A 26,106-nucleotide genomic window follows, 5' to 3' on the forward strand; every position below is an offset into this window, starting at 1 on the left:
ATTTTCATTAAAGATGTCGGGCGGACCCGACGCGGGATCAGTCAGGGACGGTGGACTGGTTCGGGTCCAGCCCGATGTGCGTCCCCATCGCCTCCATGTCGCCCAGAAGCTTGGCGGCAGCGGCCACGACCTCGTCGCCAACCGTCTCGCGCCGGCTTTCCGCCGACTTGTGCGCGCGGCGGGCGTCGCGGACCATCTCGTTGTAGATGGCCTGGGTCATCTCGGCCCGCGGGTGGCCACGCTCGGCCAGCAGGCTGACGGACTCGCCGTTGATCTCGACGAAGCCGCCGGTGACGGCGAACTCGGTCGCCTGTCCCTGCGCGTCGATCACCGTGACCATGCCGGGGCGCAGCGTGACGATGGCGGGCGCATGGCCCGGCATCGCCGTCAGGTCGCCGTCGGTGCCCGGCAGGCGAACCTCGCGCACCGGAACGGAGACGAGGCTCCGCTCGGGCGAGACGAGGTCGAACTGCATCGTGTCGGCCATGGTGCCCCCTTACGCCGCGTCCGCGGCGAGACGCTGGGCCTTGGCCTTCACCTCTTCGATGCCGCCGACCATGTAGAAGGCCGCTTCCGGCAGGTGGTCGTACTCACCCGCCACGACCGCCTTGAAGGACGAGATGGTGTCCTCGAGCGGGACCTGCACCCCGTCCGAGCCGGTGAAGACCTTGGCCACGTCGAAGGGCTGCGACAGGAAGCGCTGGATCTTGCGCGCCCGGGCCACCGTCAGCTTGTCCTCTTCGGACAGTTCGTCCATCCCGAGGATGGCGATGATGTCCTGCAGCGACTTGTATTTCTGCAGGATGCCCTGCACGTCGCGGGCCACCGCATAGTGCTCTTCGCCGACCACGGCCGGGTCGAGGATCCGGCTGTTCGAGTCGAGCGGGTCCACGGCCGGGTAGATGCCGAGTTCCGAGATCGCCCGCGACAGCACCGTGGTGGCGTCGAGGTGGGCGAAGGTGGTGGCCGGCGCCGGGTCGGTGAGGTCGTCGGCCGGCACGTAGACGGCCTGGATCGAGGTGATCGAGCCGTTCTTGGTCGAGGTGATGCGTTCCTGCATCGCGCCCATGTCGGTCGCCAGCGTCGGCTGGTAGCCCACGGCCGACGGGATGCGGCCGAGAAGCGCCGACACTTCCGAACCCGCCTGGGTGAAGCGGAAGATGTTGTCGACGAAGAAAAGCACGTCGGTCCCGGTCGCGTCGCGGAACTGCTCGGCCAGCGTCAGGCCGGTCAGCGCCACGCGCATCCGCGCCCCCGGAGGCTCGTTCATCTGGCCGTAGACCAGCGCCACCTGCGATTCCGCGAGATTGTCTTCCTTGATGACGCCCGATTCCACCATCTCGTGGTAGAGGTCGTTGCCCTCGCGCGTCCGCTCACCCACGCCGGCGAACACGGAGTAGCCCGAGTGCACCTTGGCGATGTTGTTGATGAGCTCCATGATCAGCACGGTCTTGCCCACGCCGGCGCCGCCGAAGAGGCCGATCTTGCCGCCCTTCGAGTAGGGCGCGAGCAGGTCGATGACCTTGATGCCGGTGACGAGGATTTCCGAGCTGGTTGCCTGGGCGGCGAACTCGGGCGCCGGCTGGTGGATGGCGCGGGTCTCGGTCGCGGTGACCGGCCCGCGGTCGTCCACCGGCTCGCCCACGACGTTGAGGATGCGCCCCAGCGTCGCGTCGCCGACCGGGACCGAGATCGGCCCGCCGGTGTCGCGCACGTCGGCGCCGCGCACGAGACCTTCGGTCGCGTCCATGGCGATGGCGCGGACGGTGTTCTCGCCCAGGTGCTGGGCCACTTCCAGCACCAGCTTCTTGCCGTTGTTCTCGGTTTCCAGCGCGTTCAGAATCGCCGGCAGCGCGCCGTCGAACTGCACGTCCACGACGGCGCCGATGACCTGCGTGATCTTGCCCGTAGCTGCCATGTATCTACCCCTGCGTTACGGTCAGAGCGCCTCGGCGCCCGAAATGATTTCAATGAGTTCCTTGGTGATCGCGGCCTGACGCGAGCGGTTGTACTCGGTCGTGAGGCGGTCGATCATGTCGCCGGCGTTGCGCGTCGCGTTGTCCATCGCGGTCATCCGCGCGCCCTGCTCGGACGCGGCGTTTTCCAGCAGCGCGGCGAACACCTGGGTGGCGACGGACCGCGGCAGCAGGTCGGTCAGGATCGCCTCTTCGCCCGGCTCGTAGTCGTAAAGCGCGCTGGCGCCGCCGACGTCCGCACCCTCCTCGACCACCGCGGGGATGATCTGGCGGGCGGTCGGAACCTGGCTGATCACCGACTCGAAGCGGTTGTAGAACAGCGTCGCCACGTCGAAGTCGCCGGCGTCGAAGCGGTCGAGGATCTCGGCCGCGATCTCACGCGCGTTGGCGTAGCCGACCGACTTGACCTCGGACAGGTCGACATGGTGGACGAAGCGCCCGCCATGCTCGCGCTTGAGCTGCTCGCGGGCCTTCTTGCCCACGGTCATGATGGCGACCTGCTTGCCCTGGCCCAGCAGCTCTTCGGCGCGCTGGCGGGCCAGCTTGACGATCGAGCTGTTGAAGCCCCCGGCCAGACCCCGCTCGGAGGTCAGGACCACCAGAAGGTGGCGCTGGTCCGAGCCGGTCCCGGCGAGCAGCCGCGGCGCGCCCTCGGCGCCCGAGGCCGCCGAGGTCAGCCCCGCCATCACCGCGCTCATGCGGTCGGCATAGGGGCGCGCGGCCTCGGCCGCCTCTTGCGCGCGGCGCAGCTTGGCGGCGGCGACCATCTGCATCGCCTTGGTGATCTTGCGCGTGTTCTTGACGCTGCCGATCCGGTTCTTGAGAGCCTTGAGGCTGGGCATCCTCCCCTCCTCAGGCCGCGGTCTTGGCGTAGGCGTCCAGCACCGCTTTCAGCCGCGCCTCGGCCTCGCCCTTGAGCTTCGGGTCCTCGCGCGTCAGCCAGTCGAGCACGTCGGCGTGCTGGTTGCGCATGAACTGCAGAAGCCCGGCTTCCCACTTGCCGACCTCGCGCACCGGGACGTTGTCCAGGTAGCCCTTGGTACCGGCGTAGATGACCGCCACGATCTCGGCGTTGGTCAGCGGCGAGTACTGCGGCTGCTTCATCAGCTCGGTCAGGCGCGCGCCGCGGTTCAAGAGCTTCTGCGTCGCCGCGTCGAGGTCCGAGCCGAACTGCGCGAAGGCCGCCATCTCGCGATACTGCGCCAGCTCGAGCTTGACCGGGCCCGCGACGGATTTCATCGCGTTGGTCTGCGCGGCCGAGCCCACGCGGCTGACCGAGAGGCCGGTGTTCACCGCCGGGCGGATGCCCTGGAAGAACAGGTCGGTCTCGAGGAAGATCTGGCCGTCGGTGATCGAGATCACGTTGGTCGGGATGTAGGCCGACACGTCGCCCGCCTGCGTCTCGATGATCGGCAGCGCGGTCAGCGAGCCGCCGCCATGCTCTTCGTTCAGCTTGGCCGAACGCTCGAGCAGGCGCGAGTGCAGGTAGAACACGTCGCCCGGATAGGCCTCGCGCCCCGGCGGACGGCGCAGCAGCAGCGACATCTGGCGGTAGGCCACGGCCTGCTTGGACAGGTCGTCATAGATGATCAGCGCATCCATGCCGTTGTCGCGGAAGTATTCGCCCATCGCGGTGGCCGAATAGGGCGCGAGGTACTGCATCGGCGCGGGGTCCGAGGCGGTCGCGGCGACGACGGTGGTATAGGCCATCGCGCCGGTCTCTTCGAGCTTCTTGACCAGCTGCGCCACGGTCGAGCGCTTCTGCCCCACGGCGACGTAGATGCAGTAGAGGGTGCGGTGGCCCTCTTTGAAGTTGTAGTTCTGCTGGTTCAGGATCGTGTCGAGCGCGATCGCGGTCTTGCCGGTCTGGCGGTCGCCGATGATCAGCTCGCGCTGGCCGCGGCCGACGGGGATCATCGCGTCCACCGACTTGAGGCCGGTCGCCATCGGCTGGTGCACCGATTTGCGCGGCATGATGCCCGGCGCCTTGACGTCGGCGCGGCGCATCTCGGCGCCCTCGAGCGGGCCCTTGCCGTCGATCGGGTTGCCGAGCGCGTCCACGACGCGGCCGAGCAGCGGCTTGCCGGTCGGCACCTCCACGATCGAGCGGGTGCGCTTGACGGTGTCGCCTTCCTTGATCGAGCGGTCGTCGCCGAAGATCACGATCCCGACGTTGTCGGTTTCAAGGTTGAGAACCATGCCGCGGATGCCGCCGGGGAACTCGACCATCTCGCCGGCCTGAACCTTGTCCAGACCGTGGACGCGCGCGATGCCGTCGCCCACCGACAGCACCTGGCCGACTTCGGCCACCTCGGCATCCTGGCCGAAATTCTTGATCTGATCCTTGAGGATCGCCGAAATCTCGGCTGCCTGGATTCCCATTATCCGACCTCTTTCATGACATTCTGCAGGGAAGCGAGCTTCGAGCGGATCGAGCTGTCGATCATCTGCGAGCCCAGCTTGACAATCATTCCGCCGATCAGCCCCTCGTCGACGCGGGTGTCGAGCTTGACCGTCTTGCCCGACTTCGCGGCGAGCGTCTCGGTCAGGCGGCGCGCCTGTTCGGCGGTGAGCGGCGCGGCCGAGACGACCTCGGCGGTGACCTCGCCCCGCGCCTCGGCGATCAGCGCCGAGAGCCGCGAGACGAGCTGCGGCAGGGCGAAGAGGCGGCGGTTCTGGGCCATCAGGCGCAGCGTGTTGGCCAGCAACGGCGAGAGGCCCATGCGCGACGCCACGGCGCCGATCGCGGCCTCCTGCTCGCCGCGCGAGATCAGCGGCGAGTTGATCAGCGTGCGCAGGTCGGCACTGTCCTTGAGCGCGGCGCCGAGGCTCTCGACCTGCCCGGCGAGCGCATCGACGGCGCCCTCCTCGCGGACCAGGTCGAACACGGCTTGCGCGTAACGCCCGGCGATATTGGCGGAAATCGAAGCGTTGTTGGCCACGGACACCCCTTTGGCTTGCGCGAAGCCCCGCAGGCCGGGCCGGCGTGGGCCGGTCAGTCGCGGGGCGCGGACGGCGAAGGCTTTCGGCGCAAGGGCGACGGGCCTTCCTGAAATCTGCGGCGTCTCTAGCAGCAGTTCACCGGACTGTGCAACTGCCCCGCGGGCCGAAAACGGCGGCTTTGGTCGCTAACAGGCGGCTTGCCGCACGGCGCCCGGCACGGGGCGGCCGGGCGGTGGGGGCGGGCCGCCTGACGGAACGTCAACTTCGCCGCGATTCGGGCCGGGCGGGTCGTCCGAGGCGGGGTCAGGCCCCGCCCGGTGGCGCCGTCCGCCGCGCCCCGGCCGGGCGCGGGGCGCGGATGCCGTCGAGCACCTCGCGCGGGCTCGGCACCAACGCCGCCCGCCCCGGCCCGACCGGGGCCGCGACGTGCTTGCCGAACTCGGCCACCACCACCCCCGCGATCAGCAGGCGCGCGATCCGCGCCCCGGTCCGTTCCCACATCTGCGCGCCCCTGAGCCAGAAGCGCCGGTCCGAGGGCGGGATGTAGAGCGCCGCGCCGCAATCCTCGAGCACGAAGCCCGCCGCCCCCGCCTGCCGCTCGATCTGGCCGCGGGTGTAGCTGCGGCCGATCCCGAAGGGCGTGGCCTCGCTCTGCGCCCAGAGCCCGGCGCGGTTCGGCACCATCACCACCAGCCGCCCGCCGGGGCCGAGCGCGCGCCACGCCTCGGCCAGCAGCACGGCGGGGTCCTGCGCCGTCTCGAGCCCGTGCAGCATCACCAGCCGGTCCACGCTGCCGGTGTCGAGCGGCCAGGCCTCTTCGTCGCAGACCACGCTGCGGTTCGGCAGCCCCGGCGGCCACGCCATCACCCCCTGCCGGGCGGGCATCAGCGCGGTGACCCGGCGCGCCGACGCAAGGTAAGGGCGCAGCATCGGCGCAGCGAAGCCGTAGCCCGCTACGGTCATCCCCGCCGTGCCGCCCGGCGGCCAGCGCTCGGTCAGCCGGTCGCGCAGCACGCGCTGGACCACGCGGCCGAGGGCGCGCTGGTAGTAGAAACGGCGCAGGTCGGCGACATCGTTCTGCATGGCGCCAGTGGGCCGGCTGGCGGCGCCAAGGTCAAGCGCCTGCGGCGGCGCGGCGCGGCTGTGCCCCCCTGCCCTCACCCCTGCCCTCAACCGGTCGGGTTTGCAGACCACGCCCCGCGCGCCTAGCTTGAGGGAAAAGAGGAGCCTCCCATGGTCGAGCTGGTCACCGTTCGCTGCCTGTCGGACAACTACGCCTATCTGATCCACGGCGGCGGCCAGACTGCGCTGATCGACGCCCCCGAGGCGGCCCCGATCCTCGCCGAGTTGTCCCGGCGCGGCTGGGGGCTCGACGTGATCCTGCTCACCCACCACCACGACGACCACATCCAGGCGGTCCCCGACATCGTCGCCGCGACCGGGGCCGAGGTCTGGGGCAACGGCGCCGACCGGCACCGGCTGCCGCCGCTCGACCGGGCGCTGGCCCCGGGCGAGGCGGCCGAGGTCTGCGGCGAGGCGCTCGAGGTGATCGACGTGCCCGGCCACACCGTCGGCCACGTGGCCTTCCATCTGCCCGGTGCGGGGATGGCCTTCACCGCCGACAGCCTGATGGCGATGGGCTGCGGACGGATCTTCGAGGGCACGCCCGCGCAGATGTGGGACTCGCTCACCCGCCTCGCGGCGCTGCCGGACGAGACGCTGATCTGCTCGGGCCACGATTACGCCCGCGGCAACGGCGCCTTCGCGCTGGCGGTGGACCCGGAGAACACGGCCCTGCGGGCGCGGCTGGATGCCACGCTGGCGGGGCAGCGCGCGGCCTCGCCCGCGACGCTGGCCAAGGAAAAGGCCACCAACCCGTTCCTGCGCGCCGGCGCGCTTGCGCGACCGGGCGAGGATGCCGGGGCGGCCTTCGCCCGGCTCAGGGCCGAAAAGGACGGGTTCCGTGGCTGACCCGGGCCGGGTTGAAAACGGCGGGGTGTGATCACATCTGCACCATCAGCCGCATCTTCGGACCGCGGGGTCCAGAAACCCCTTGCGCCGCGCCGGAATGCACCAATTCTTAATCGTATCGTGACAGTCTGGTCAGGTGGGTGCCCAAGCGCCCAGACCGCCAGCCGACTGACAGGAGCAGGAAGTGCCGTCATTCTCGACCACGCTGGAACAGGCGATCCATGCCGCGCTGTCGCTGGCCAACCAACATCGGCATGAGCTGGCGACCCTCGAACATCTGCTGCTCGCGCTCACCGAAGAGCCCGATGCCGTCCGCGTCATGCGGGCCTGCAACGTGGACCTGGCCGAGCTGCGCCGGCTGCTGACCGACTTCATCGAGGACGATCTCTCGACGCTGATCACCGACGTGGAGGGCTCGGAAGCGGTGCCGACCGCGGCCTTCCAGAGGGTGATCCAGCGCGCCGCGATCCATGTGCAGAGCTCGGGCCGCAACGAGGTCACGGGCGCGAACGTGCTGGTGGCGATCTTCGCCGAGCGCGAATCGAATGCCGCGTTCTTCCTGCAGGAACTCGACATGAGCCGCTATGACGCGGTGAACTTCATCGCCCACGGGGTGGCCAAGAACCCCTCGTTCAGCGAGCCGCGCACCTTGCAGGGCGCGCAGTCCGAGTCGGCGAAGACCGAGGAAAAACCCTCGGGCAAGGACGATTCGGCGCTGGCGAAATACTGCGTGGACCTGAACGCCAAGGCGTCCGAGGGCGACGTAGACCCGCTGATCGGCCGCGCCGACGAGGTCGAGCGCTGCATCCAGGTGCTTTGCCGGCGGCGCAAGAACAACCCGCTGTTGGTGGGCGATCCCGGCGTCGGTAAGACCGCCATCGCCGAGGGGCTGGCGCTCAAGATCACGCGTGGCGAGACGCCGGACGTGCTGTCGGGGGCCACGATCTTCTCGCTCGACATGGGGGCGCTGCTGGCCGGCACCCGCTATCGCGGCGACTTCGAGGAGCGGCTGAAGGCCGTGGTGAAGGAGCTGGAAGAGCATCCCGACGCGATCCTATTCATCGACGAGATCCACACGGTGATCGGCGCGGGCGCGACCTCGGGCGGGGCGATGGACGCCTCGAACCTGCTCAAGCCGGCGCTCGCGGGCGGCAAGCTGCGCTGCATGGGCTCGACCACCTACAAGGAATATCGCCAGCACTTCGAGAAGGACCGGGCGCTGAGCCGGCGGTTCCAGAAGATCGACGTGAACGAGCCCTCGGTGCCGGACGCGATCAAGATCCTCATGGGGCTGAAGCCGAGCTTCGAGAAGCACCACGACCTGCGCTATACCTCCGAGGCGATCAAGTCGGCGGTGGAGTTGGCGAGCCGCTACATCAACGACCGCAAACTGCCCGACAGCGCCATCGACGTGATCGACGAGGCGGGGGCGGCCCAGCACGTCGTGGCCGAAAGCCGGCGCCGCAAGGTGATCTCGCCCAAGGAGATCGAGGCGGTCGTGGCCAAGATCGCGCGTATCCCGCCGAAGAACGTCTCGAAGGACGATGCCGAGGTTCTGCGCGATCTCGAGAAGACCCTCAAGCGGCTGGTGTTCGGGCAGGATTCGGCGATCGAGGCGCTGGCGTCCTCGATCAAGCTGGCGCGGGCGGGCCTGCGCGAGCCGGAGAAGCCGATCGGCAACTACCTGTTCGCGGGCCCGACCGGGGTCGGCAAGACCGAGGTCGCCAAGCAGCTCGCCGCGACGCTGGGGGTGGAACTGCTGCGCTTCGACATGAGCGAATACATGGAGAAGCACGCCGTCAGCCGCCTGATCGGCGCGCCGCCCGGCTATGTCGGCTTCGACCAGGGCGGGCTGCTGACCGACGGGGTGGACCAGCATCCGCACTCGGTGCTGCTGCTCGACGAGATCGAGAAGGCGCACCCGGATGTCTACAACATCCTGTTGCAGGTGATGGACCACGGCAAACTGACGGACCACAACGGCCGGCAGGTCGATTTCCGCAACGCGATCCTGATCATGACCTCGAACGCCGGGGCCGCCGACCAGGCCAAGGCCGCCATCGGCTTCGGCCGCGACCGCCGCGAGGGCGAGGACAAGGAGGCGATCGAGCGCACCTTCACGCCCGAGTTCCGCAACCGTCTGGATGCGGTGATCTCGTTCGCGCCGCTCTCGCGCGACGTGATCGTGCAGGTGGTCGAGAAGTTCATCCTGCAGCTCGAGGCGCAGCTGATGGATCGCAACGTCCACATCGAGCTGACCGACGAGGCGGCGAACTGGCTGGCCGAAAAGGGCTACGACGACCGCATGGGCGCCCGCCCGCTCGGCCGGGTGATCCAGGAGACGATCAAGAAGCCGCTCGCCGAAGAACTGCTGTTCGGCCGTCTGACCAAGGGCGGGGTCGTCAAGGTGCGGATCGAGGACGACAAGCCGGTGTTCGACATCGAGGGCCCCGGCTCGCCCCGCCTCGGCCGCGACCGGACGCCGTTGCTGACGGCGGAGTGAGGGGCGGATCGGGCTGATTAACGTGCTGCCGTGGTCTCTGTTGGCCACGGCGGTTTATTCCACCTTGCGATTCAGGTTAGGAAGCTGGTCAACGCCTCCAGCACAGGGCAGAAGTGGTCGCGGTGAACAACATACCATGCCTCCCGCGAAGATTTCTGGTTTTGTAGCCCGATTTTTCAAGTTCTGCGTGGTTGTACACCATTATGTCGGCGTACGAAGATAATTTGATCCTGACCAATGCGGCCTCTGGACCGAAGTTTTTCCAACCCGCCCCTTGCACCCCCCAGTCGCTGTCGCTAAACACCCCGCACTGCTGGGGCGTGGCCAAGTGGTAAGGCATCGGTTTTTGGTACCGTGTACCGTAGGTTCGAATCCTACCGCCCCAGCCAGTTTTATCCAAGTCGTTGATCGCGTTGTATAATGTGCCTGTTTAGGCCTGAGAATCAGGCTGTGGCACAGGGGTGTGAGACATCCGCCGGGGAGCCCTCTGCAGGAGAGCACCTTGGGACTGATCAATCACGTCTGTAGCGTGACAGCCGTTTTTGCAGAGTTTGACAGCCATTTTTGCAGCAGACGATTTTCCGTCCGGCCCTGCTGACCCCGGTCTTGAACGGGTGGGTGTCAGCGTCGGGGATCTCAGACCTCGGCGCAGATCGTCGACACCACGAAGTTCGCCCAGTCCATACCAGACTCATCGCTTAGCAGAGCTCGCAAGGGGCCGTTGTGGCGCCCGCCGGGCAACTCTCCAAAATGCATCGGCGAGTCCGCCGCCGAAATATGTGCACCGGCTCTTTTCAGCGCGCTGCGCGGGAATACTTCGTCGTCTCTGGAGGCGAGAAGCATGGACGGCGGGGCGCCGGGCAGGACCCTCCAAGGCTGAGGGGGGACTGCGGCCAGCGCGAAGGTCACGATCGGTTCAGGGGAGGGCAGGTCAAGCCCGTCCAAGCCATAGCAACTCCCCAGCGCGATCAAGCCTCCTGCCGACATGCCAATCAAGGCCAACGGGAGACCGGAAAGGCTTGGGCCGCGTCCATCGTGCCGCAAGAAGTCCAGCGCCGCGGTGAGGTCAAGGACCCCTCGATATAGAAGCGGCCCAAGCAGCTGTGGTCGAACTTCGGGATAGAAGGCTTGGGACCGCCCCGCTGCGTCGAGGATTGGTTTCCGCTGCTCGACCGGAAAAGCCTTCAGTGGCCTGCCGCGCAGGTGATAGTCGATAGACGCGAAGGCAATATCGCGTTCAGCGAACAGAGGTCCAAGCTTGGCTGCAAGCCGGTCCTTCCGCGACCCGTGGACGAAACCGCCTCCGTGCAGATAAGCGACGAGCGCGCGTTGCGCGTTGGGGCCTGCCAAGTAGTCGAGCGACACCCCGCGCTTATACTCAAGAGACAGCATTTTATTTTACTACCTACACACCCAGCGGGATGCCGTATTTGGACGACATCGCGGCAAGTACCGCCATGGTCGGTCGAGGATCGATATGCGCCGCCTTGGCGAGTACGACAATGTCGCCGAAAATCGCCGCTGCGCCGTCAGCCGCGCTGTTGTAGGCGAGCAGACCGGCAACGGGGTACGCCGCGTTGGTGTCAGTGGCTTGAACCGCGGAAACCCCCGCAGACGCCCCGTTGATCATCATGGCCATGGTGCGGGCGGCGGACGACCAGGACCACGCGAGAAGGCGCGTCGTGCCCACTGAAGGGCTCCCGAGCTGTGCTGTAAGAGCCGGCCCATAGTTATGGGCCAGCTTACATTCGAGCGCCGTTCCGACCGAGCGAACGCGGTGAGCGCCTACACCGAGGAGCTGACCATCGGCGGTGACCCTGACGGGGCAGATCAGGGTGTACTCAGCCGCCGCGAAGGGGGACGTGACGCCGAGCGAGGATACGGCAGCTGGCAGCACTACGCCCGGTTTGTTGTTCAGCTCCGCTCTGGCCGCGATTGTTCCTCCATGTCGCCAGGTGGCGCTTCCTACGCGCGCCCTGAACCAGGTGTTCGCCGGCGGATTAGTGGCAGGGTCGATGACTGTCATGACGGCGCCAGACGCCATCACGGCCTTCTCATATGCCGGGATGTTCAGTTTTGGGGCAGCCGGCACCGAAAGGCCGGACGAATTGGGGACTTGGATAATGAGCATGTGTGTCTCCTTAGGTGAGCCTAATTACCTGCTGGCACGCCCAGTCGTTCAGGGGGTGCCCGAGGGCGTTGGTATCGCCGCTTTCGGTGCGGATGTTAGTTCCACCCCCCGTCCCCGTGGTGGGGTCGCGGTTTAGGAACCCCTCGTTGGTGCCCTCGTAGGGTCCGACCCCGATCGCGATCCAGCCCGGCACGCCGGCCCCCGGGTCGCCTGTCAAGGTCACGGTAATCTGCCGATTACCAGTGATCTGCACCGACTGAATGGTCACCGGCTGCCCACCATCCTGATACCAGAGGAGGCCGCGGGTCGGCAGTGGTCGGAACCCTTGGACCACAGGTCCTTGGGCCGGGTCATAGGCATCAAACACCATCGGCCCGGCACCGCCGGCAAAGGTCAGGACGACCTGCGCCCCCGAACGGACGCCCCCAGTGCAATGGAGTGGTCGCCACGCCCCGTTGCTGTCGGTCCATCGCTTGGTCGCCCGCGCCATGTGGCCACCGATCACAGCGTAGCCGTCCGCGATCATATGCGTGCCGTCCTGCCGCGCGATGTAATAGTCGGGACCCGCGAGCGCGAACCGCTGCGGCTGCTCGAAGCCCAATCGGGTTTGAGCGCCGTTGATACCGAGGTTGCCTGGGTTTTTCGGGTGCCAGCTTTCCCCTGTGGTGCGGTGCGTGATCGGCGCGATCACGATCAGAGTCGGGACAGTCGCGCCCGCTCTGACCGAAACGTCTGCTGAGATATCGGACCAGAGCTGCATCATCAAATCATAATACTGCCGTTCGCCGTCGATCCCGCCGCTTACGCCCCCCGACTGGCCCTGTTGCCAATACATGACGACGCGGCTGATTGCGACTTCGTTGGTTGCCGCCCAAACGGCAAAGGACTCAAGACGAGCCAGCCACCAGGCATAAACGGGGGATCTGCCGTTCTTCACGAGCTGCAAAATGTTGTAGCCACCGCGAGCATGGTTCGTGAGAAACAACCCCTCGTCCGGACCAAGACCGTTGGCCGCCATCATAACCCCGACCTGGTGCATGGGTTGCTCACGCGTATAGGCGCCGGCCGGGGTCAGCAGGCGAGACGCGTCGTCCGCGTTCTCCGCTTCCCCCGGCAGCGGGGCAAACTTGCCGCCTGCGAACATCACAGTCCGCGCCGGTGCGATCTCGGTAACGTTGCTCACGCTGCCCTCGGCATTGGAGCCGGCCATGAGGGATTGCCCCATCCCGGCGAGGATAGCGATGCGCGGGTAGCGCCGTGGCTCGTAACTGTTAAGCCCGAGGTCCGGACCGACAGAACGCACGACGTCCACACCGCCCACCGTTTCGATGAACCGAAGGCGCGGGCCAAACCAGTGGGGGGCGCGCTCACCCGCGCCGTCGGTGATCTGACGGATCGTGCCGGCATAGCTGATCATGGCGATGTGCGAAACGCCGGCAACCATCTGCGTGGTGGGGAAACAACCGAGCGGGGCGGCACCGAACGTCCCTACCCCTGCTATGTCGATCGCCGCAAGCTGCGCGCCGCTGCCGGTTGTAATCGCCGCCACAAGTGGGTGATCAATCGGCTCGAACCCCTCTTGCAACAGCCTCGGCTCAAGGTTGGCAACGGCTGCCTCCAGTTCGGGCACCGTAGCCAGGTCATACCCTCCTGCCTGCGCCCGCCCGGTGTCGGTCAGACCGAACAACAGATCGTTGTCAGCGCTGGTGATACCGAAGGTGTAGCCGCTGTCGTCATAGGTCCGCTGAATGCCCGAAGTGCGGATGTCGAGCCGCTCGTCTTCCGCTGCGCGGAGACGCGCTTCGGCTGAAACTACCTCGGTGATCTCGCTACGCCCCACACCGACAACCCGCCAGTCGCCCGCAGCCGACAGCCGCAAGAGGACAGCGATCCCCGCCTTCAGGTCTCCCGCAGAGAGACTGGCGCTGTCGGCAGACAGGATGGACCGGATCGGCCCAGTCCCGAGCCTCAGCGTCACCGGGCCGGTGCTCTCGGCAGCAGGGACCAGGATCACCTTGGTCTCACCCGGCACCTCCGGGAAGCCCAACTCGGCGGTGATCGCGGTGGCGGACCCGCCGACGGCCGACAGCGCATGGACCCCCACGGCGCGGTCGCCAGCCAGCCGCAGTTGCGCTTCGGCCTGGTCACCTTCCATTCGTGCCTGCGCCTCCGCACGCATCTCCACCGAGGAAATTCCGCCCGCGATGATCCGCCATGTCGAACCCCGCCGGCGCAGGAAATAGCTTCGCCCGGCGAGCAGCGCCCCGACCTGCAGCTCTGCCCCGGCGGCGTCCCGCACCGGGACCGGCGTGGCGCCGTCGAGGCTGAGCTGCACCGGACCGTCAGAGGTTTCGGCCGGGATCAGCTCCACGGTCGAGGTGTTGGCCAGGGTGGCGCCGCCCTCGATCATCGACGGCGTCAGGGTCGCTGTGATGCTGTTGCGCCCGGTGACGTTCGCAAGCGGCATGATCCCTGCGTCGCGGATCGCGGCGCGGCGGTAGGCGATCTCGGCGGTGAGGTCCGCCAGCGCGGCCTTCTCAGCCAGCTGGGCGGCGGTGATCGAGCTGACCGGGAGGTCGCCTATCCGCGACCACGACCCTGACCCGGGCGCTCCGCTCTTGCGATAGACGCCGATCTGGGCGGCGGTGCCTCCGTAGACTGACCCGATGGCGCCAGCCGGCCAGGCTGTGTCCGCCTGCAGCTGCGTCACACTGCCATAGGCAGGGCCCTGAAGTGTTCCCAGCAGAGCCGCAAGGCGCGCCATCGACACGCGAATGGTGCTGCCCGCGGCATTCCCGATCACGTCGTCGGCACTATCGGAGAGCGGCAGGTTGGTGGTGGCGGTGCCCGACATGAGAACCTCAGATGATGGTGACGGCGATCGGCCCGGTGACGGGCCCGGGGATGCCGTCCCGGTTGACCGCTTCGAGCCAGAGGTAGTGGGTGCCCTGCTCGAGGCAGGTCGTGGTCTCCTGGTAGGCGATCACGTCGTCGCATTGCCCGGCGAAGTCGTTCGGCGCGTCGAGGCCGATGCTGCTGTTGCCGGTGACCGCCTGAAGGCGTGCGAGCTTCAGACCGGGCTGTGTCTCGGCCGGTCCAAGACGAAGGGTGCCGCCTGCGAGCGAGGCGGCCACCGAACCGGCGCTGATCGTGACCACGCGGTAGCCGATGCGATACCAGCGCCCGGCGGTGAGCGCGGCAGGCTGGCTGACCCGGCCGCCGCTGCCGGCCGTGTGGACGGCCGCCCCGCCAGTCACCTCCCACCCCCCCGTCACGGACCAGGCCGAGGCATCGCCCATCGCCGGCGCAGCGATCATGTTGCGCCGCGTCGCGTCGCCAAGCGTGAGGCTGCCTTGCCTCGACGGCCCGATCTCCACCGTCCCGGCCCGATCGGCCGCACGGTCAAGCGCAGGGCTCCGCGAGCGGTACACGCGCACCGCGGTGATATTCGGGTCCGCAGGCGTCTCGAAGTCCAGCCGCACCCCGCCGAGCAGCGGCACTGCCGTCACATCCGCCTCTGCAAGCGCCTCGGGCAGGCCCGCGTCCGCGCCGCCCACGGTGAGCTGAAGGACCGGGGTCCACGGGCCGATCACCCCGTCCAGCGACAGCGCGGCTGCCTGCATCTCGACGGCAGTCCCGGTGGTGTAGGTCGAAAGCTGGAACCCGCCATCAGCGACCGGGGCATAGGTCGTGTTCCAGCTCGCCGCCCCGGCGACCCGGTGACGCAGCGCGTAGCGCGCTGTCGGCACAGGGCCGCGCCCAGGCACAAGGGCGATATCGACCAGCTGTCGGGTGCCGGTCCCCGCGGCGCCGCTCGCCACGCCATCAAACCGCGGTTCAGGCGGCTGGATCGCGGTCGTCGCCAACTCAGCGCCAACTCGCGACGACCAGGCCGGGATCGCGGTCGCGTCGAGCGTTGCGTCGATCTCGGGTGCCGCAGGCACCGCTCGCACGAGGCAGGTCATGTCCTCGCCCATCTCGATGCCGGTGACGACGGCGGCGTGGCTCTCGTACCCGGCCCGTCCGAACAGCACGAGGTCGCCCACCGAGGGCAGGCTGCCGTCTCCCTCGACCGTCAGCAGCCGGGTCTCGCCCGGCGCCGCGGTGACCGGCCGGACCATGGAGGCCCCGACGGTGTCCTCGGCGCTCAGCCCCCGGAACCGGATCGCGTGGTCAGTGCCCGCGACGACGGTCACCAGCTCGTCCAGCTGGATCTCTCGACCGCGCACGCCGGTGACCCGCGCGGCGCGCTGCACCCCGTTCAGGACATCGTGGTTGATTGCGATCTGGTCGCCGCGTGTGGCCACCCGGACCGGGCCCTCCTGGCTCGCCTCGAACATCTCGGGGCGGTGGATTGCCTCGAGCTGGCGGCGGCGTGCCTCGCGCCACACCTCGGCAGCGTCGGTCTTGCCGGGCAGGTCGAGCGCCTCGGTCAGAACGATCTCGCCCGTCTGCCCCGGCCAGCGCACCAGACGCTCGCGCGGGGCGTAGTCGGCTCCGGCGTCGTTGAAGCGCACGCGGAAGGCGTCGGGTGGGCGGACGTAGCTTCGGGTCGCCTTGAACCCCCAACTGTTGCGCGGCGTCAAATGGTCGACCACCAACGCCTGCGGGCGGTCGATGGTGACCCCCCACCGCATCCCGTCATGGCGCGGGGTGGCGCGTCCGGCGGCGGCGATCTCGGCCAGCGCGTCGCGCAGCTGCATTGCCGGATCGTCGAGCACCCGGTCATAGCGCAGACCCTTGGTCCGGCAAAAATCGTGCCAGTCCTCGAGCTGGGCCAGATCGATCTGGGCATTGCCGACCCGGCGGGGGTTGGCCGGGCTCTGAAGGACATATCGATAGAGCGAGGCCGGGTTCGAGGTCGCCCGCGTCACCCACGATCTCGTCGGGGCGTCATAGTCGAGGCAGACCCGCCGCGCGACCGCGGAGAAGCTGTCAAGCTGGCCGGACAGCTGGTGGGTCGCCTTGACCCGCAGCACCGCGAGCGCCTGGCCGGCCATGTTGAACGGGTACTCGGGCCGCAGCGACTGCAGGGCGATCCAGACGGTCCGCCGCGATCGCCCCATATTGGCCGGCTCTTCGGTGAGCATGGTCAGGCGGACCTGCCACCTGCCGCGCGCGGGCAGCGCCCAGCTGTGCTGGCGGTAGAAGGCCTCGGCCTTGCGGGCCCGCACCGTGAGCGTCTCCACCAGCGTCCACGCCGTCTGGTCCACCCGGCGCTGCTCGATCCGGATGCGCACCTCCTCGGTCCGCTTGTCGCCGTCGTCGTCGACGTAGATCAGCCCGGCTGGCCAGGCGAGGATGATGCTGACCCGCTCGGCGTCGTCGGCCGTCGTGCGCACGACCGGGGTCTCGATCGAGGCGTTGTCGTCGATGATGTTGCCGGCGTCGTCCCGCGGCATCGGCCGGGTCAGCTCGGCGCCGATCGTCTCCTCGATCACCTGCCGTGGGTAGAGCGTGACCGGCGCATCGCCCGCGACCCCGCCCCGAACCTCGATCTGCACCTCGTCATACTCGGCGAGCGACGTCTCGCCGAGGCGGAAGTCGCTGAGCTCGAGCCCGCCATAGCCGAAGGTGAAGGCCGCGCGGACGTACTGCCAGTCGCCCACGATCTCGGTGTAGCTCGTGGCGGCGAACGGCGGCGCATAACGGTGGGTCCCAAGCACGACGGGCACTGCGCCGTCCGGGTCGTAGCGGTTACGCCACCCGCTGATCGTGAAGCGGTCGCGGCGCTTCTCGTCGTCGGGCTGGGGCGGGGGCACGAGCGCGTTGGCCAGCAGCGAGCCGACGATGTTGGCGCCGGCGGTGACCAGGGCGACGCCCACCTGCGTGCTCACGCCGAGTGTGCCGGCGAGCGCCGGCCCCCAGATCCCGCCCATGGCGATGGCCGCCACGGTCACCGCGATCATCAGCACCGACCGCATGGCGCCCTTCCCCGGCGTGACGCGGATCACGATCTGGACGCCGGGCCGGGGCCGCACCCGCTTCCAGAGCTCGCGCGGGATGATCTGCGCGCCGCCGGGCGTGACCAGCGCCACCCGCAGCCGCGCCCGCTCGGTCTCTTCCAGCGCCGGGAGCGACAGGTCGATCATCTCGGCCAGGCTCAGGCCGGCAGGCAGCGTCAGCTCGATCCGGCCTGCGCCTGGATCGAACAGCGGGGCGGCGAGCAGATGGACGCGCTCGTCCGTCATGACGCCGCCAGTTCGCGGTGGCGCCAGCTTCCAACGCAGCGCGAGGCCCAGGGACCCGCGATCCGCTCGACCTTGGCGCAATCCTCTTCGACCATGTGCAGCATGACGCCCGGCGCGACGACGACGCCGACATGGGTGGCGAGCCGGCCACGCCGAAAGACCATCAGATCGAAAGGCCGATCACCGGGGCACGGCATCCAGTCCGGACCCGCCGCAGCGCCCGAGATCAGCGCCGCGATCTCGGCGTGCTCCTCGGCCGACCCGTAGCCCTGGTAATCGGGCAGCAGGATGCCGCACTCGTGACGATAGACAAGGCGGGCAAGACCATAGCAGTCGCACCCCAACTGGTCGCGACCGTGGTCTGCGAACGGAATGCCGACATAGCGGGCGGACCAGTGGCTCACGGGTGCAGACCCGGAAAACGCTCGCGCGACAGCCGCGCCATGGGGAACGGTTCGACCTCGATCTCTTCCCGCGAAAACTGCAGCGTGATCTCGTCGGCAGTGATCTCGCTGCTCACGAGGGACAGCCCGCTCCACTCCGCCTCGACGAGGTCAGGGGAGCTGGCCAGCACCACGGCCATGCTGAGCGATGCCGGGTCCGTCATGCTGCGCAGCAGCGTCGTCATGCCGACGTCGAGGTTCTCGAGCACGATGGTCGCCGCCGCCGGCGCATCTTCGAGGTCGGAAGGGATCAGGGCCGAGGCGATGATCCACAGGAAGGGATCACGGGTCGGGTCGGCCCCGCGCCAGCTCGAGCGGGTGCCGTAGACGAGCGGCTCATCCGAGATCCGGACCGTGTTGTCGGTGGACAGCCGGATCGGTGCCGAAAGAGAGGGATGCTCGATGTGCAGCAGCAGGACGTGGATGTCCTGCGACGCCGGGGCGTCAAGCGACAGTCGGGCGTTGAGAGACAGGCGGCGCATGCCGACCCTGTCCCACGCGCGCGCGACCCCCGGAGACCGGGAACCCCTTCGCCCGGCGTCAGGGCATGACCACCACGCTGAACGCGAACCTGAACCCCACGTCGCCGATCATGGTCTCGACCGGGGGCTCGTCGCCGAACGAACACAGGCGCAATGCGGCCATGACCAGGGGCGCGCCCGCGCCGGTCAGCAGCGGAGCGCCCGTCGAGGCGTTGAGCGCCCAACCGTCCGTGACCGGGTCGGGCATCCAGAACAGCACCGAACCATAGGCCGTGCCCTGCTCGTAGAACCGGTCGAACAGGGCCTTGCCGTTGCGGTCGGTCACCAGCGAAACGCCAATGACCGTGCTTACCGAGCTGAACCGGCGTCGCCATGCAGGCGGACCGGCCTCCCCCTGGCGACGGCGCCGGGCATCCTGCCGCTGCGACTGCCACCCCGACCGCTCGAACTGGGTGAGGCCCGCGGGCCAGACGGGATAGCTCATCGGCGCGGTCCCCTCGTAGTGACGCTGTAGCGTTGGCGCAGCACCTGCGCGGCCCTCCCGCCGGGCACTGTCAGTGCTCCGGCGACGGCGTCCGAGAGGACGAGCTGATACTGGCGGCCGCCTCGCTCGTCCCGCGTCTCCTTGACCTCGCCCGTAACCGGCGCCGAGGACTGGTTGATGACCTGCACCACCGGGCGCGCGTCGACGATCGGCTGGTCACCGCCCCGGCCCGCGAGCCCGGCCAGCGAACTGACCAGCGCCCCGGCGTTCTCGAGCATCCGGGGCGTCATGACCCGCTCGCCGTTCCGCAGCATGGCAAGGCGCTCGTCCGATCGCTTCCGGTTGCCGGCGCTGTAAGTTCGCATCACCCCCGTCCCACCCGTGTGCGCGGTCGGCAGCGTGACACCGGTCGAGGCGGCGCCGGCTCCGAGCGCGCCCCCGAGAGCGTTGGCAGCCGACTGCAACAGCCCGTTCAAGCCCGGTTGAATGGCCTGTTGCCAAGCGAAGCGCGCGAGCTGCTCGAGCGAAAAGTCCACGAGGTCCTCGAGCGACGCTTTGCCGGTGGTGACGAAGCTGGCGAAGGCATCCTCCCCGCCCTTGGCCCAGCCGGTGATCAGGTTTTCCGACAGGTCCGCCCAGCTCATCGCGTTGTCGCTGAGCTCGGCAAAGCCGCGCTCGATGCCGGCCGCCCAGGCCCCCTGGCGCGCCAGATCGTCCTCACGCGCCTTGGCGATCTGCTTTTGGTACACGGCTTCGATGTCGGCGGCGAACGCCTCGTACCCCGCCTTGGTCTTGTCGAGCCCGGCCAGAGCCTGCGCCTTCCAGCGATCGGCCGCGGCCACCGCGCGCTCGTAGCTGGGCGTCAGCTTGTCGAGCTCGGCCGTGACCCCGTCGCGCACCCTCTGGTCCTGGTCGGCGCGGGTCTTCATCTCGCGCGCGCGCCGGTCAGCGTCCTGCTTGCGCTGGCGCGCCCCCTCTTCCTGTGCGGCAAGGGCCGCATCGTTGGCCTCACGGACGCCGATGGGATCACCGAACGCCGCAGCCTCACCCATCCGGCGGTTGTAGTTCATCGGCCGACCGGTCTTGCCCTGCTCGCGCTCGGACTTGGTGTAATCCATGGCGAGCCCGGCGATCGCCTGGGCGATGATCTGGGCGTCGCCGGTCTGCAGCGCCGGCTGGATGCGCTGGGGGATCGAGCCGTAGTTGTGCTGGATCGAGGCCACCGCCGCGACCTGATCGGCCGTGAAGCCCGCCCAGGCGGCGCCGATGATCCGCTGCTGCTCGTCCAGGTAGCCGCGGATGCGCCGGTCGAGATCGCGGTCGGCGTCGGCCTTGTTCACAGCCTCGCCGGCGGCGAGGGAGCGGCGGCTGCCGTCCGGCAGGGTAATGGTGCTCGACCCCCAGCCGCCGCGGTTCGCATTCTCGTCCCACTTCGCGACCGGCGCGTAACCCTCGTACCGCTCGATCATCGCACGGGTCGCAGAGACGGCGTCGGTGCTGGCGATCATGGCGCCCGCGCGCCGGCTGGCCGCATAGCCTTGGTAGCCCGACACCTGGGCGCGGGTGAGACTGCCGGCTGCGGCCGCGGTTTCGTCGGCGAGGATGCCGGCCCACTCGGCCACCGATCTCATCGCCTCCTCAAGGCCCGACAGGTCCTCGTCGTCGAGGTCGGCGACGTTGCGGCGGGCTTCGGCGACGAGGTCGCGCACCAGCGTGACATTCCCGCGCAAGGCGGCATCGCGGTCGAAGGTGACGCGGCCGGCGGTGGTCTCCAGTTCGCCGAAAGCCTTCTCGAGCGCCGACACGCGGCCCTCCGCGTCCGTGGTGGCCGTGATCTGTCGGTCGGTCTCTGCGATGACGGCGCGGGCGGTGGCCGCGGCGGCGGCGTCACGGGCCGTGATCGCCGCGCCGAGCCGCTGCTCGGCCTCGGCGCGGATGGTGGCAAGGCGGGCAAGGTCGTCGTGCCGGGCGGTGGCCTGATCGAGCACGTCGCGATAGGCCGCCGCGGCCTCGGCCGAGCCGTTGAAGCTGGCTTCGACCTCGGCGACACGGATGGCCGTGTCGCCCATCGTCGCAAGCATCGTGGCCAACTCGGCATTGAGCGCGGTTACCGGCCCGCCATCGGCCATGTCCCTGATGAGCTGCTGGACCCGCTTCGCCACCTCTTCGACCTGCCCGGTCCGCGCGAGCAGGTCGATCTCCTGCCGTCGGGTCTGGAATTCGTCGAAGGCCAGACCGCGGCCGCCGGTGAGCTGCGCGTAGTTTGCGCGCTCGAGCATGGCCGTCTGCTCCTGGTTGTTCCAGATCGGCCGCGACCAGAAGCCCAACGACCCCCGGCCGATGGTCTTTTCGACGGTGGCGTCCAGGCTGTCGCCCAGGGCCTTGAACTGCGCGCCGCGGTCGAGGTCGAGCAGAGCCGCCGACAGCTCGCGCACGGACCCGGCCATGCTCCCGAACGTGTCCTCGAGCCGCTTGTCGGAGACGATCGCCATCCGGTCCGAGACCGCGCCCAGTGCGGTGTCGAGGTTGGAGAGCGCGGCTTCCGCTTCCTTGGCCGCGTTTCCAGCGCCCAGGAATGCAGAGCTGAGAGGGACGCCGATCGCCACGACCGCACCCGCCACGGCGCCGAGCGCCCCGAACCCGCCGAGCAGCTGCGGCAGCTGCTGACCGAGGGCGACGGACGCGGCTGTGCCGGCGCCGATCTGGGTGGCGAGGTCGCCGATCTGGAACGACACGTTCTGGATCTGGCCCCGGACCGCCCCCGACCCGCGGCCGACGGCGCCCTGGGCGTTGTCGAACTTCAGCGCTGCTGCGCGTGCGGCCTCGTATTGCCGTTCGAGCCGCCCGACCATCTCACCGTGGGTGCGAGCGTCCGTCAGCCCTGCGCGGAGCGCCCGGTTCAGCTCCTTCTGTGCGGCCGAAAACTGCTGCTCGGCCCTCCACGCCGGATCGATGGCGCCACGCAGCGCCTTGAACTGGGCCTCTTGCTCGGCCAGCGCGCGGCTGAAGACGTCGGCGGACCGCTCGGCCGAGGACATAGCCCGACCCACGCCCGTCGTCGCCTCGACCAGGTCGCGGACGGCGGTGCGGCTGGCGGCGCCTGCCCGCTGCATGTCGGCGCCGAGACGGGCGGCGCCCTTCGACACCCCGTCGAGCGCCCCTTCCGCCTGACGCATCGCACCGACCACCTGGGTGGCGTCGGCCGAGACGACCAGGCTTGCGCGCATCATGCTCACGGTTCGCTCCTCATCAGCATCAGCGCCTCATGCTCGATCACCCGAAGATCACTCAGCAGTGCCGCATCGGGCGTGATCCCCAGCCAGCGCGCCGCGACGTCCACCGCGCCGAGGTCCAGCGCCACCGGGCGCAGCGGCCCCATCCCGCCCCCCGCCATCCGCCACTGGCCGAGCGTGGCGAGCACGAGATCGATCAGCGGCCGCATCGTCTCGGGAAGGGTCAGGGCGCCTGGTTCGTCCACCAGCCCTGAGGCGGTGGCTCTGGCAGAGGCCTCGTCCAGACCCTGCGCCATCAGATCCTCGATCAGCTGGTTCGTCGCCGCCCGCCGCCCGTAGAGCAGGCGGGCGGCGGCGATCAGTTTTTTTCCGCGACGCCGCCCCGCAGAACGGCATCGAAGTAGGCTTTCGCCACGGCTTCGCGGATCGGCCGCTGGCGCAGCAAGCGCTCGCGGTTCTCGGGGCTGAACGGCAGCGGCGTCCCGTCCGGGGTCTCGATGCCGTCCCAGCCGAGCAGCCGCTCCGCGAGAGCCGCGCGCTCGCCCGCCAGCAGGTCGGTCATCGCCGGCGTGGCGTCGCCGCCGCGCCGCGCGAACAGTTCGTCCTCCTCGACGAGCCGGAAGAGCGCCGTGAACTCGGCCGGGCGGCTCGCGCCGGCTTCCGGCATCTGGACGGTGACCGGCCAGTGGAAGGTGTAGTCGGGGTCGAACGTGAACATCAGGGGGTCTCCTCTTCGACAAGCGCCCAGGTCGGCAGCTGGCAGCGGGCGATCGCCGAGCCACGAAATGCAATGGGCCGGCGAGCAATGATGCGGCGCTCGCGCACCTCTGCGTTAGCGCGGGTGATCAGGCGAGCGCCCCCGATCAGCCGGTCTGCATCCACCAGTTCGCAGAAGGTCGCGAAGTCGGGCATCTCGGTCTCGATCAGCTCGAACGCGCCCTGCCCGCCCCGAATGTCGGCTTCCGGCTTGAACCAGACCTGGACAACGCAGCCGCCCATCACAGGAACTCGATCAGGATGTCGTCGTCGCCCTGGTCGGGCAGGAACACGAGGTCGATCGAGGCGCCGAGGTCGCCGTCGATGTTCTCCTCGCCCGCGAACTTCATCTGCACTCGGGGCGCGGCGATCCGCAGCCGCGAACCCGCCGTCGTCCCCAGCTCGAACACCAGCGCCTGGGTCGTGCCGGTCCGGGTCAGCCCGAGGATGTCCTTGGCTGCCAGCGTCGGCCACTTGACCTGCATCCGGCCCGAGAACCGGCGATCACCAAGGTCGGTGCCCCCGCAGTTCATGTACTTGTCGACCTGCGGCTGGCGACCGTCGGTGAGGCTGAAGCTGCGCACGCAGAGGCGGGTCCCGCCGAGGGTGAAGGCCTGCATGTTCTCGGGCGTGCACTCCAGCGAGCGGCCCCAGCTCGTGAAGTCGTGAGCGGCCGCGACATGGTTGGCCGGCGCGCCATAGCGTCCGCGCCGGTTGAAGCTGAAGAAGGCGCGGCGGCGCACCTCGGCCGTGAAGCCGAACGAGCCGCGGCACCCGACGACGTTCTGCTGGATCAGGCCGTTGCGCATCTGCAGCGTCGTGGAGGGGATCGCCTCGCCGGCGGGGGTGGGCGAATAGCCCACGCTCGCGCCGGTGACGACGGTCTCGGAAAGGCCCGAGCTGATGAGCTGCCGCCGCACCCGCGGCGGCGTTCCGGCCGCGCCGCTCGGCGTCGCCTCGACCTCGTACTCGACGGCCGCGTGCAGGTTGTAGAGGTCCTCGGGCTGCGCGCCCTCCCGCCCGGTGGCGAAGTCCTGCTCCTGCCAGTCGCCCTCGAGCGGCCGCATGGTCAGATTGCGGCAGAGCACCGCGTCCTCGGGCCCCGGGGCCGCGTCGGTCCCGGAGACAGTCTCCAGTTTTTCGCGGATCATCCGCAGTTGGTAGCCGCTCATGGGGCGATCTCCAGTTGGGTGCGGCGATCGAACGCCACGGTGAACTCGTCCTGCCAGAACAGGGTGCCGTCCGCGCCGATGGCGCCCGAGAGAGCGCCGCGGGCAAACCGGCAGCCGTGATTGGCATCCTGCGGTTTCCAGGCGGTCAGGGCCCGGTGAACCTCTTTCCGGATCGGCAGCAGATCGCTCGTGGCAAGGCTTCCGGTCCGGTCGCCGATGTCGCGCACGCCGAGCACGACCGCGAAGCGCACAGTCACGACCTGCTCGAAGAGCTCGCACACCTCGTATCGGACCTCGCCGGCGGTCTCGCCCAGGACCACCACCCAGGCGGACGGGGGCAGGATCGTCTCGATGCGCGCGGCGCCAAGATCGCGGGCCGTGCCGACCTCGACGAGATCGGGAACGCCTGCCCTGAGCCGCGCGACGACATCTGCGGGGTCAAGCCACATCGTCGCCGGCCAGGTATGCGAGGGCCACATCCGTGAGCTGTGCCTGGTCCTCGTCCGAGATGCCGAGATACGGGCGGGCGGGGATCGTGACCTTGCCGCAGGTGACGAACTGGCCGTTGGCGAGGCGGAAGCTCAGCGCCCCGGCCACCTTCGGGACGATCTCGCCGCCGAACTGGTGGATGCCCGCGTAAGGCAGGTTCGATCCGACCTCGACCTCGCGCGCGGACGCGGCCGACACGATGCTCTCGCGCAACCGCCCCGTGTCGTAGAGGGTCCGGCCGCCGTCCTCGCGCGCCCGCAGGCTTGGGGGCCATGGCACACCGTCCGGCCCGATGTTCGAGCCGCCGATCCGGCTTTGGGCCGAACTCACGAGCTGGCTGCCGATCATATCCATCAGAGGGGTCAGGTCGGCCGCGCGCTGACCGATCTCATGCAGGGCGTCTTTCAGTGCCCCGTCCCGGAACTCGATCCGCCCTTCCATCACCAGCCACGCATGCTGTCGCGGGTCAACAGGCGCTCGGGACCATCCGTCATCGCCACCCCGCCCGACGTGTCGAGTGGCGGCGTGTCATCGTCCCCCAGCCCGATCTTGCCCGCAGCCACGTCGCGCAGCCACGAGAGGGCGCCGTCCCGCAGCGCCTTCAGCCGATCGGTGTCGTGACCGAGGTTGCGGTAGAGCCGCCACATGGCGAGGTCGCGGCAGTAGACGTTGAGCGTGTGCGGCGGGTCGGCCAGCGGCAGGCTGACCTGCCGGCGCAGATAGCCGTCGATCTCGGCCGAGGCATCGGTCAGCGCCTGGGCCAGCCGTGCGTCGGACGCCGCCGCATCGCCTTGATCGAACCCCGCCAGCAACGCGAGGTCGCGGGCGGGGATGACGGCCTTCAGGTCGGCAACCGACGCATAGCTCATCAGGCAGCCTCGAGCTCGACCCGCAGCATCACGTCGCCGCGCAGGGCCTCGAGATCCTCGGCGCTGAACGCCGAGGCGGCGACCCGGGTGGTCCCGGCGGGCCAGCGCCGCCCCGCCCGCCGACGGCCGGCGGCGACGGAACAGGTGACCAGCAGGACGGTCCCCGTGATCGGGGCATCGTCGGTCGCGTCGCCGGGCAGCGGCGGCGCGGTCGAGGGTGCGTCCGCCGTGCCCACTTCGGGCATCGCATCGGCGGCTTCGCCCCCGACCACCACGGTCTCCTCGGTGACGCCCTCGGGCAGGCGCGAGGTCGTGCCCTGCTCGGGTGCCGCCTCCGGCGCGGCGGTCGCAGGCTCGCCCTTGACCACGAGGGTGTCTTCGGTGACGCCCTCGGGCAGCGGGGCGGTGTCGGCACTGGCGCCGGCGGCGCCGGCGGTGTCAGCGGGTTTTCGGGCCATCAGCT

24 protein-coding genes and 1 tRNA gene are annotated in these 26,106 nt (G+C 69.1%); 3 read left to right on the forward strand and 22 right to left on the reverse strand.

What is annotated here, in order from left to right; translation table 11 throughout:
* Nucleotides 1–37: 37 nt before the first annotated feature.
* The 6 genes from BLW17_RS14815 to BLW17_RS14840 all read right to left on the reverse strand — a co-directional run bounded on the left by BLW17_RS14815 (nt 38) and on the right by BLW17_RS14840 (nt 6,002).
* On the reverse strand, nt 38–487 hold the full coding sequence (locus BLW17_RS14815; protein WP_036701337.1) for a F0F1 ATP synthase subunit epsilon: 450 nt from the start codon (nt 485–487) through the stop codon (nt 38–40).
* Nucleotides 488–496: 9 nt separating this feature from the next.
* Complete coding sequence (gene atpD / locus BLW17_RS14820) at nt 497–1,918, reverse strand: F0F1 ATP synthase subunit beta (RefSeq protein WP_036701335.1); 1,422 nt, start codon at nt 1,916–1,918, stop codon at nt 497–499.
* Nucleotides 1,919–1,939: 21 nt separating this feature from the next.
* The gene (locus BLW17_RS14825; RefSeq protein WP_036701333.1) at nt 1,940–2,818 is read right to left on the reverse strand and encodes a F0F1 ATP synthase subunit gamma; all 879 of its coding nucleotides are present in this window, start codon (nt 2,816–2,818) and stop codon (nt 1,940–1,942) included.
* Nucleotides 2,819–2,828: 10 nt separating this feature from the next.
* Nucleotides 2,829–4,358 (reverse strand): F0F1 ATP synthase subunit alpha, encoded by a 1,530-nt coding sequence (gene atpA, locus BLW17_RS14830; RefSeq protein WP_036701330.1) that lies wholly within the window; start codon nt 4,356–4,358, stop codon nt 2,829–2,831.
* Nucleotides 4,358–4,918, reverse strand: a complete 561-nt coding sequence (locus BLW17_RS14835; protein WP_036731649.1) for a F0F1 ATP synthase subunit delta — start codon at nt 4,916–4,918, stop codon at nt 4,358–4,360. Before BLW17_RS14835 ends, atpA begins: the two co-directional genes overlap by 1 nt.
* Nucleotides 4,919–5,222: 304 nt before the next feature.
* Entirely contained in the window at nt 5,223–6,002 is a 780-nt protein-coding gene (locus tag BLW17_RS14840) for a class I SAM-dependent methyltransferase (RefSeq protein WP_036731647.1), read from the reverse strand.
* Nucleotides 6,003–6,152: 150 nt separating this feature from the next.
* On the opposite strand from BLW17_RS14840, the gene gloB reads away from it, so the two are divergent.
* The 3 genes from gloB (at nt 6,153) to BLW17_RS14855 (ending at nt 9,782) form a co-directional block, all read left to right on the forward strand.
* The gene (gene gloB / locus BLW17_RS14845) at nt 6,153–6,890 is read left to right on the forward strand and encodes a hydroxyacylglutathione hydrolase (RefSeq protein WP_036731646.1); all 738 of its coding nucleotides are present in this window, start codon (nt 6,153–6,155) and stop codon (nt 6,888–6,890) included.
* A gap of 184 nt (nt 6,891–7,074) precedes the next feature.
* Nucleotides 7,075–9,393 carry an ATP-dependent Clp protease ATP-binding subunit ClpA gene (gene clpA, locus BLW17_RS14850; RefSeq protein WP_036731644.1) on the forward strand — a complete coding sequence of 773 codons (2,319 nt, stop codon included), beginning with the start codon at nt 7,075–7,077 and terminating at the stop codon, nt 9,391–9,393.
* Nucleotides 9,394–9,707: 314 nt separating this feature from the next.
* Nucleotides 9,708–9,782, forward strand: a tRNA-Gln gene (locus BLW17_RS14855).
* 247 nt (nt 9,783–10,029) lie between these two features.
* On the opposite strand, the gene BLW17_RS17905 is transcribed toward BLW17_RS14855, so the two are convergent.
* The 16 genes from BLW17_RS17905 to BLW17_RS14930 all read right to left on the reverse strand — a co-directional run bounded on the left by BLW17_RS17905 (nt 10,030) and on the right by BLW17_RS14930 (nt 26,101).
* Entirely contained in the window at nt 10,030–10,785 is a 756-nt protein-coding gene (locus BLW17_RS17905; protein WP_139306041.1) for an alpha/beta hydrolase, read from the reverse strand.
* A 13-nt stretch (nt 10,786–10,798) separates the two neighbouring features.
* Complete coding sequence (locus tag BLW17_RS17910; protein ID WP_139306042.1) at nt 10,799–11,524, reverse strand: hypothetical protein; 726 nt, start codon at nt 11,522–11,524, stop codon at nt 10,799–10,801.
* Nucleotides 11,525–11,534: 10 nt separating this feature from the next.
* Entirely contained in the window at nt 11,535–14,378 is a 2,844-nt protein-coding gene (locus tag BLW17_RS14865; protein WP_036731640.1) for a hypothetical protein, read from the reverse strand.
* 7 nt (nt 14,379–14,385) lie between these two features.
* Entirely contained in the window at nt 14,386–17,715 is a 3,330-nt protein-coding gene (locus BLW17_RS18195) for a host specificity factor TipJ family phage tail protein (RefSeq protein WP_036731638.1), read from the reverse strand.
* On the reverse strand, nt 17,712–18,119 hold the full coding sequence (locus BLW17_RS14875; protein WP_036701261.1) for an NlpC/P60 family protein: 408 nt from the start codon (nt 18,117–18,119) through the stop codon (nt 17,712–17,714). Before BLW17_RS14875 ends, BLW17_RS18195 begins: the two co-directional genes overlap by 4 nt.
* Nucleotides 18,116–18,640 carry a hypothetical protein gene (locus BLW17_RS14880; RefSeq protein ID WP_036731636.1) on the reverse strand — a complete coding sequence of 175 codons (525 nt, stop codon included), beginning with the start codon at nt 18,638–18,640 and terminating at the stop codon, nt 18,116–18,118. The genes BLW17_RS14875 and BLW17_RS14880 overlap by 4 nt, the downstream gene beginning before the upstream one ends.
* Before the next feature lie 58 nt (nt 18,641–18,698).
* A complete protein-coding gene (locus BLW17_RS14885) occupies nt 18,699–19,124 on the reverse strand; it encodes a hypothetical protein (protein WP_036731634.1) in 426 nt (141 codons plus the stop codon).
* Nucleotides 19,121–22,354 (reverse strand): phage tail tape measure C-terminal domain-containing protein, encoded by a 3,234-nt coding sequence (locus BLW17_RS14890; protein WP_036731632.1) that lies wholly within the window; start codon nt 22,352–22,354, stop codon nt 19,121–19,123. The genes BLW17_RS14885 and BLW17_RS14890 overlap by 4 nt, the downstream gene beginning before the upstream one ends.
* Before the next feature lie 2 nt (nt 22,355–22,356).
* Nucleotides 22,357–22,653: a hypothetical protein gene (locus BLW17_RS14895; RefSeq protein ID WP_036731630.1), complete on the reverse strand. Its 297-nt coding sequence runs from the start codon at nt 22,651–22,653 to the stop codon at nt 22,357–22,359.
* A gap of 62 nt (nt 22,654–22,715) precedes the next feature.
* Entirely contained in the window at nt 22,716–23,075 is a 360-nt protein-coding gene (locus tag BLW17_RS14900; protein ID WP_036731628.1) for a hypothetical protein, read from the reverse strand.
* Nucleotides 23,075–23,356, reverse strand: a complete 282-nt coding sequence (locus BLW17_RS14905) for a hypothetical protein (RefSeq protein WP_036731626.1) — start codon at nt 23,354–23,356, stop codon at nt 23,075–23,077. The genes BLW17_RS14900 and BLW17_RS14905 overlap by 1 nt, the downstream gene beginning before the upstream one ends.
* The gene (locus BLW17_RS14910; RefSeq protein WP_036731623.1) at nt 23,356–24,285 is read right to left on the reverse strand and encodes a phage tail tube protein; all 930 of its coding nucleotides are present in this window, start codon (nt 24,283–24,285) and stop codon (nt 23,356–23,358) included. The genes BLW17_RS14905 and BLW17_RS14910 overlap by 1 nt, the downstream gene beginning before the upstream one ends.
* Nucleotides 24,282–24,734, reverse strand: coding sequence for a phage tail terminator protein (locus BLW17_RS14915; RefSeq protein WP_074826985.1), 453 nt, complete (start codon nt 24,732–24,734; stop codon nt 24,282–24,284). Before BLW17_RS14915 ends, BLW17_RS14910 begins: the two co-directional genes overlap by 4 nt.
* Nucleotides 24,724–25,215, reverse strand: a complete 492-nt coding sequence (locus BLW17_RS14920) for a phage virion morphogenesis protein (RefSeq protein WP_052171715.1) — start codon at nt 25,213–25,215, stop codon at nt 24,724–24,726. The genes BLW17_RS14915 and BLW17_RS14920 overlap by 11 nt, the downstream gene beginning before the upstream one ends.
* Complete coding sequence (locus BLW17_RS14925; protein ID WP_052176227.1) at nt 25,215–25,643, reverse strand: gp436 family protein; 429 nt, start codon at nt 25,641–25,643, stop codon at nt 25,215–25,217. The genes BLW17_RS14920 and BLW17_RS14925 overlap by 1 nt, the downstream gene beginning before the upstream one ends.
* A complete protein-coding gene (locus BLW17_RS14930; RefSeq protein WP_036731620.1) occupies nt 25,643–26,101 on the reverse strand; it encodes a hypothetical protein in 459 nt (152 codons plus the stop codon). The genes BLW17_RS14925 and BLW17_RS14930 overlap by 1 nt, the downstream gene beginning before the upstream one ends.
* Between the last annotated feature and the right edge of the window lie 5 nt (nt 26,102–26,106).

This window comes from Paracoccus sanguinis (assembly GCF_900106665.1).
In the GTDB taxonomy this organism is placed as follows: Bacteria; Pseudomonadota; Alphaproteobacteria; order Rhodobacterales; family Rhodobacteraceae; genus Paracoccus; species Paracoccus panacisoli.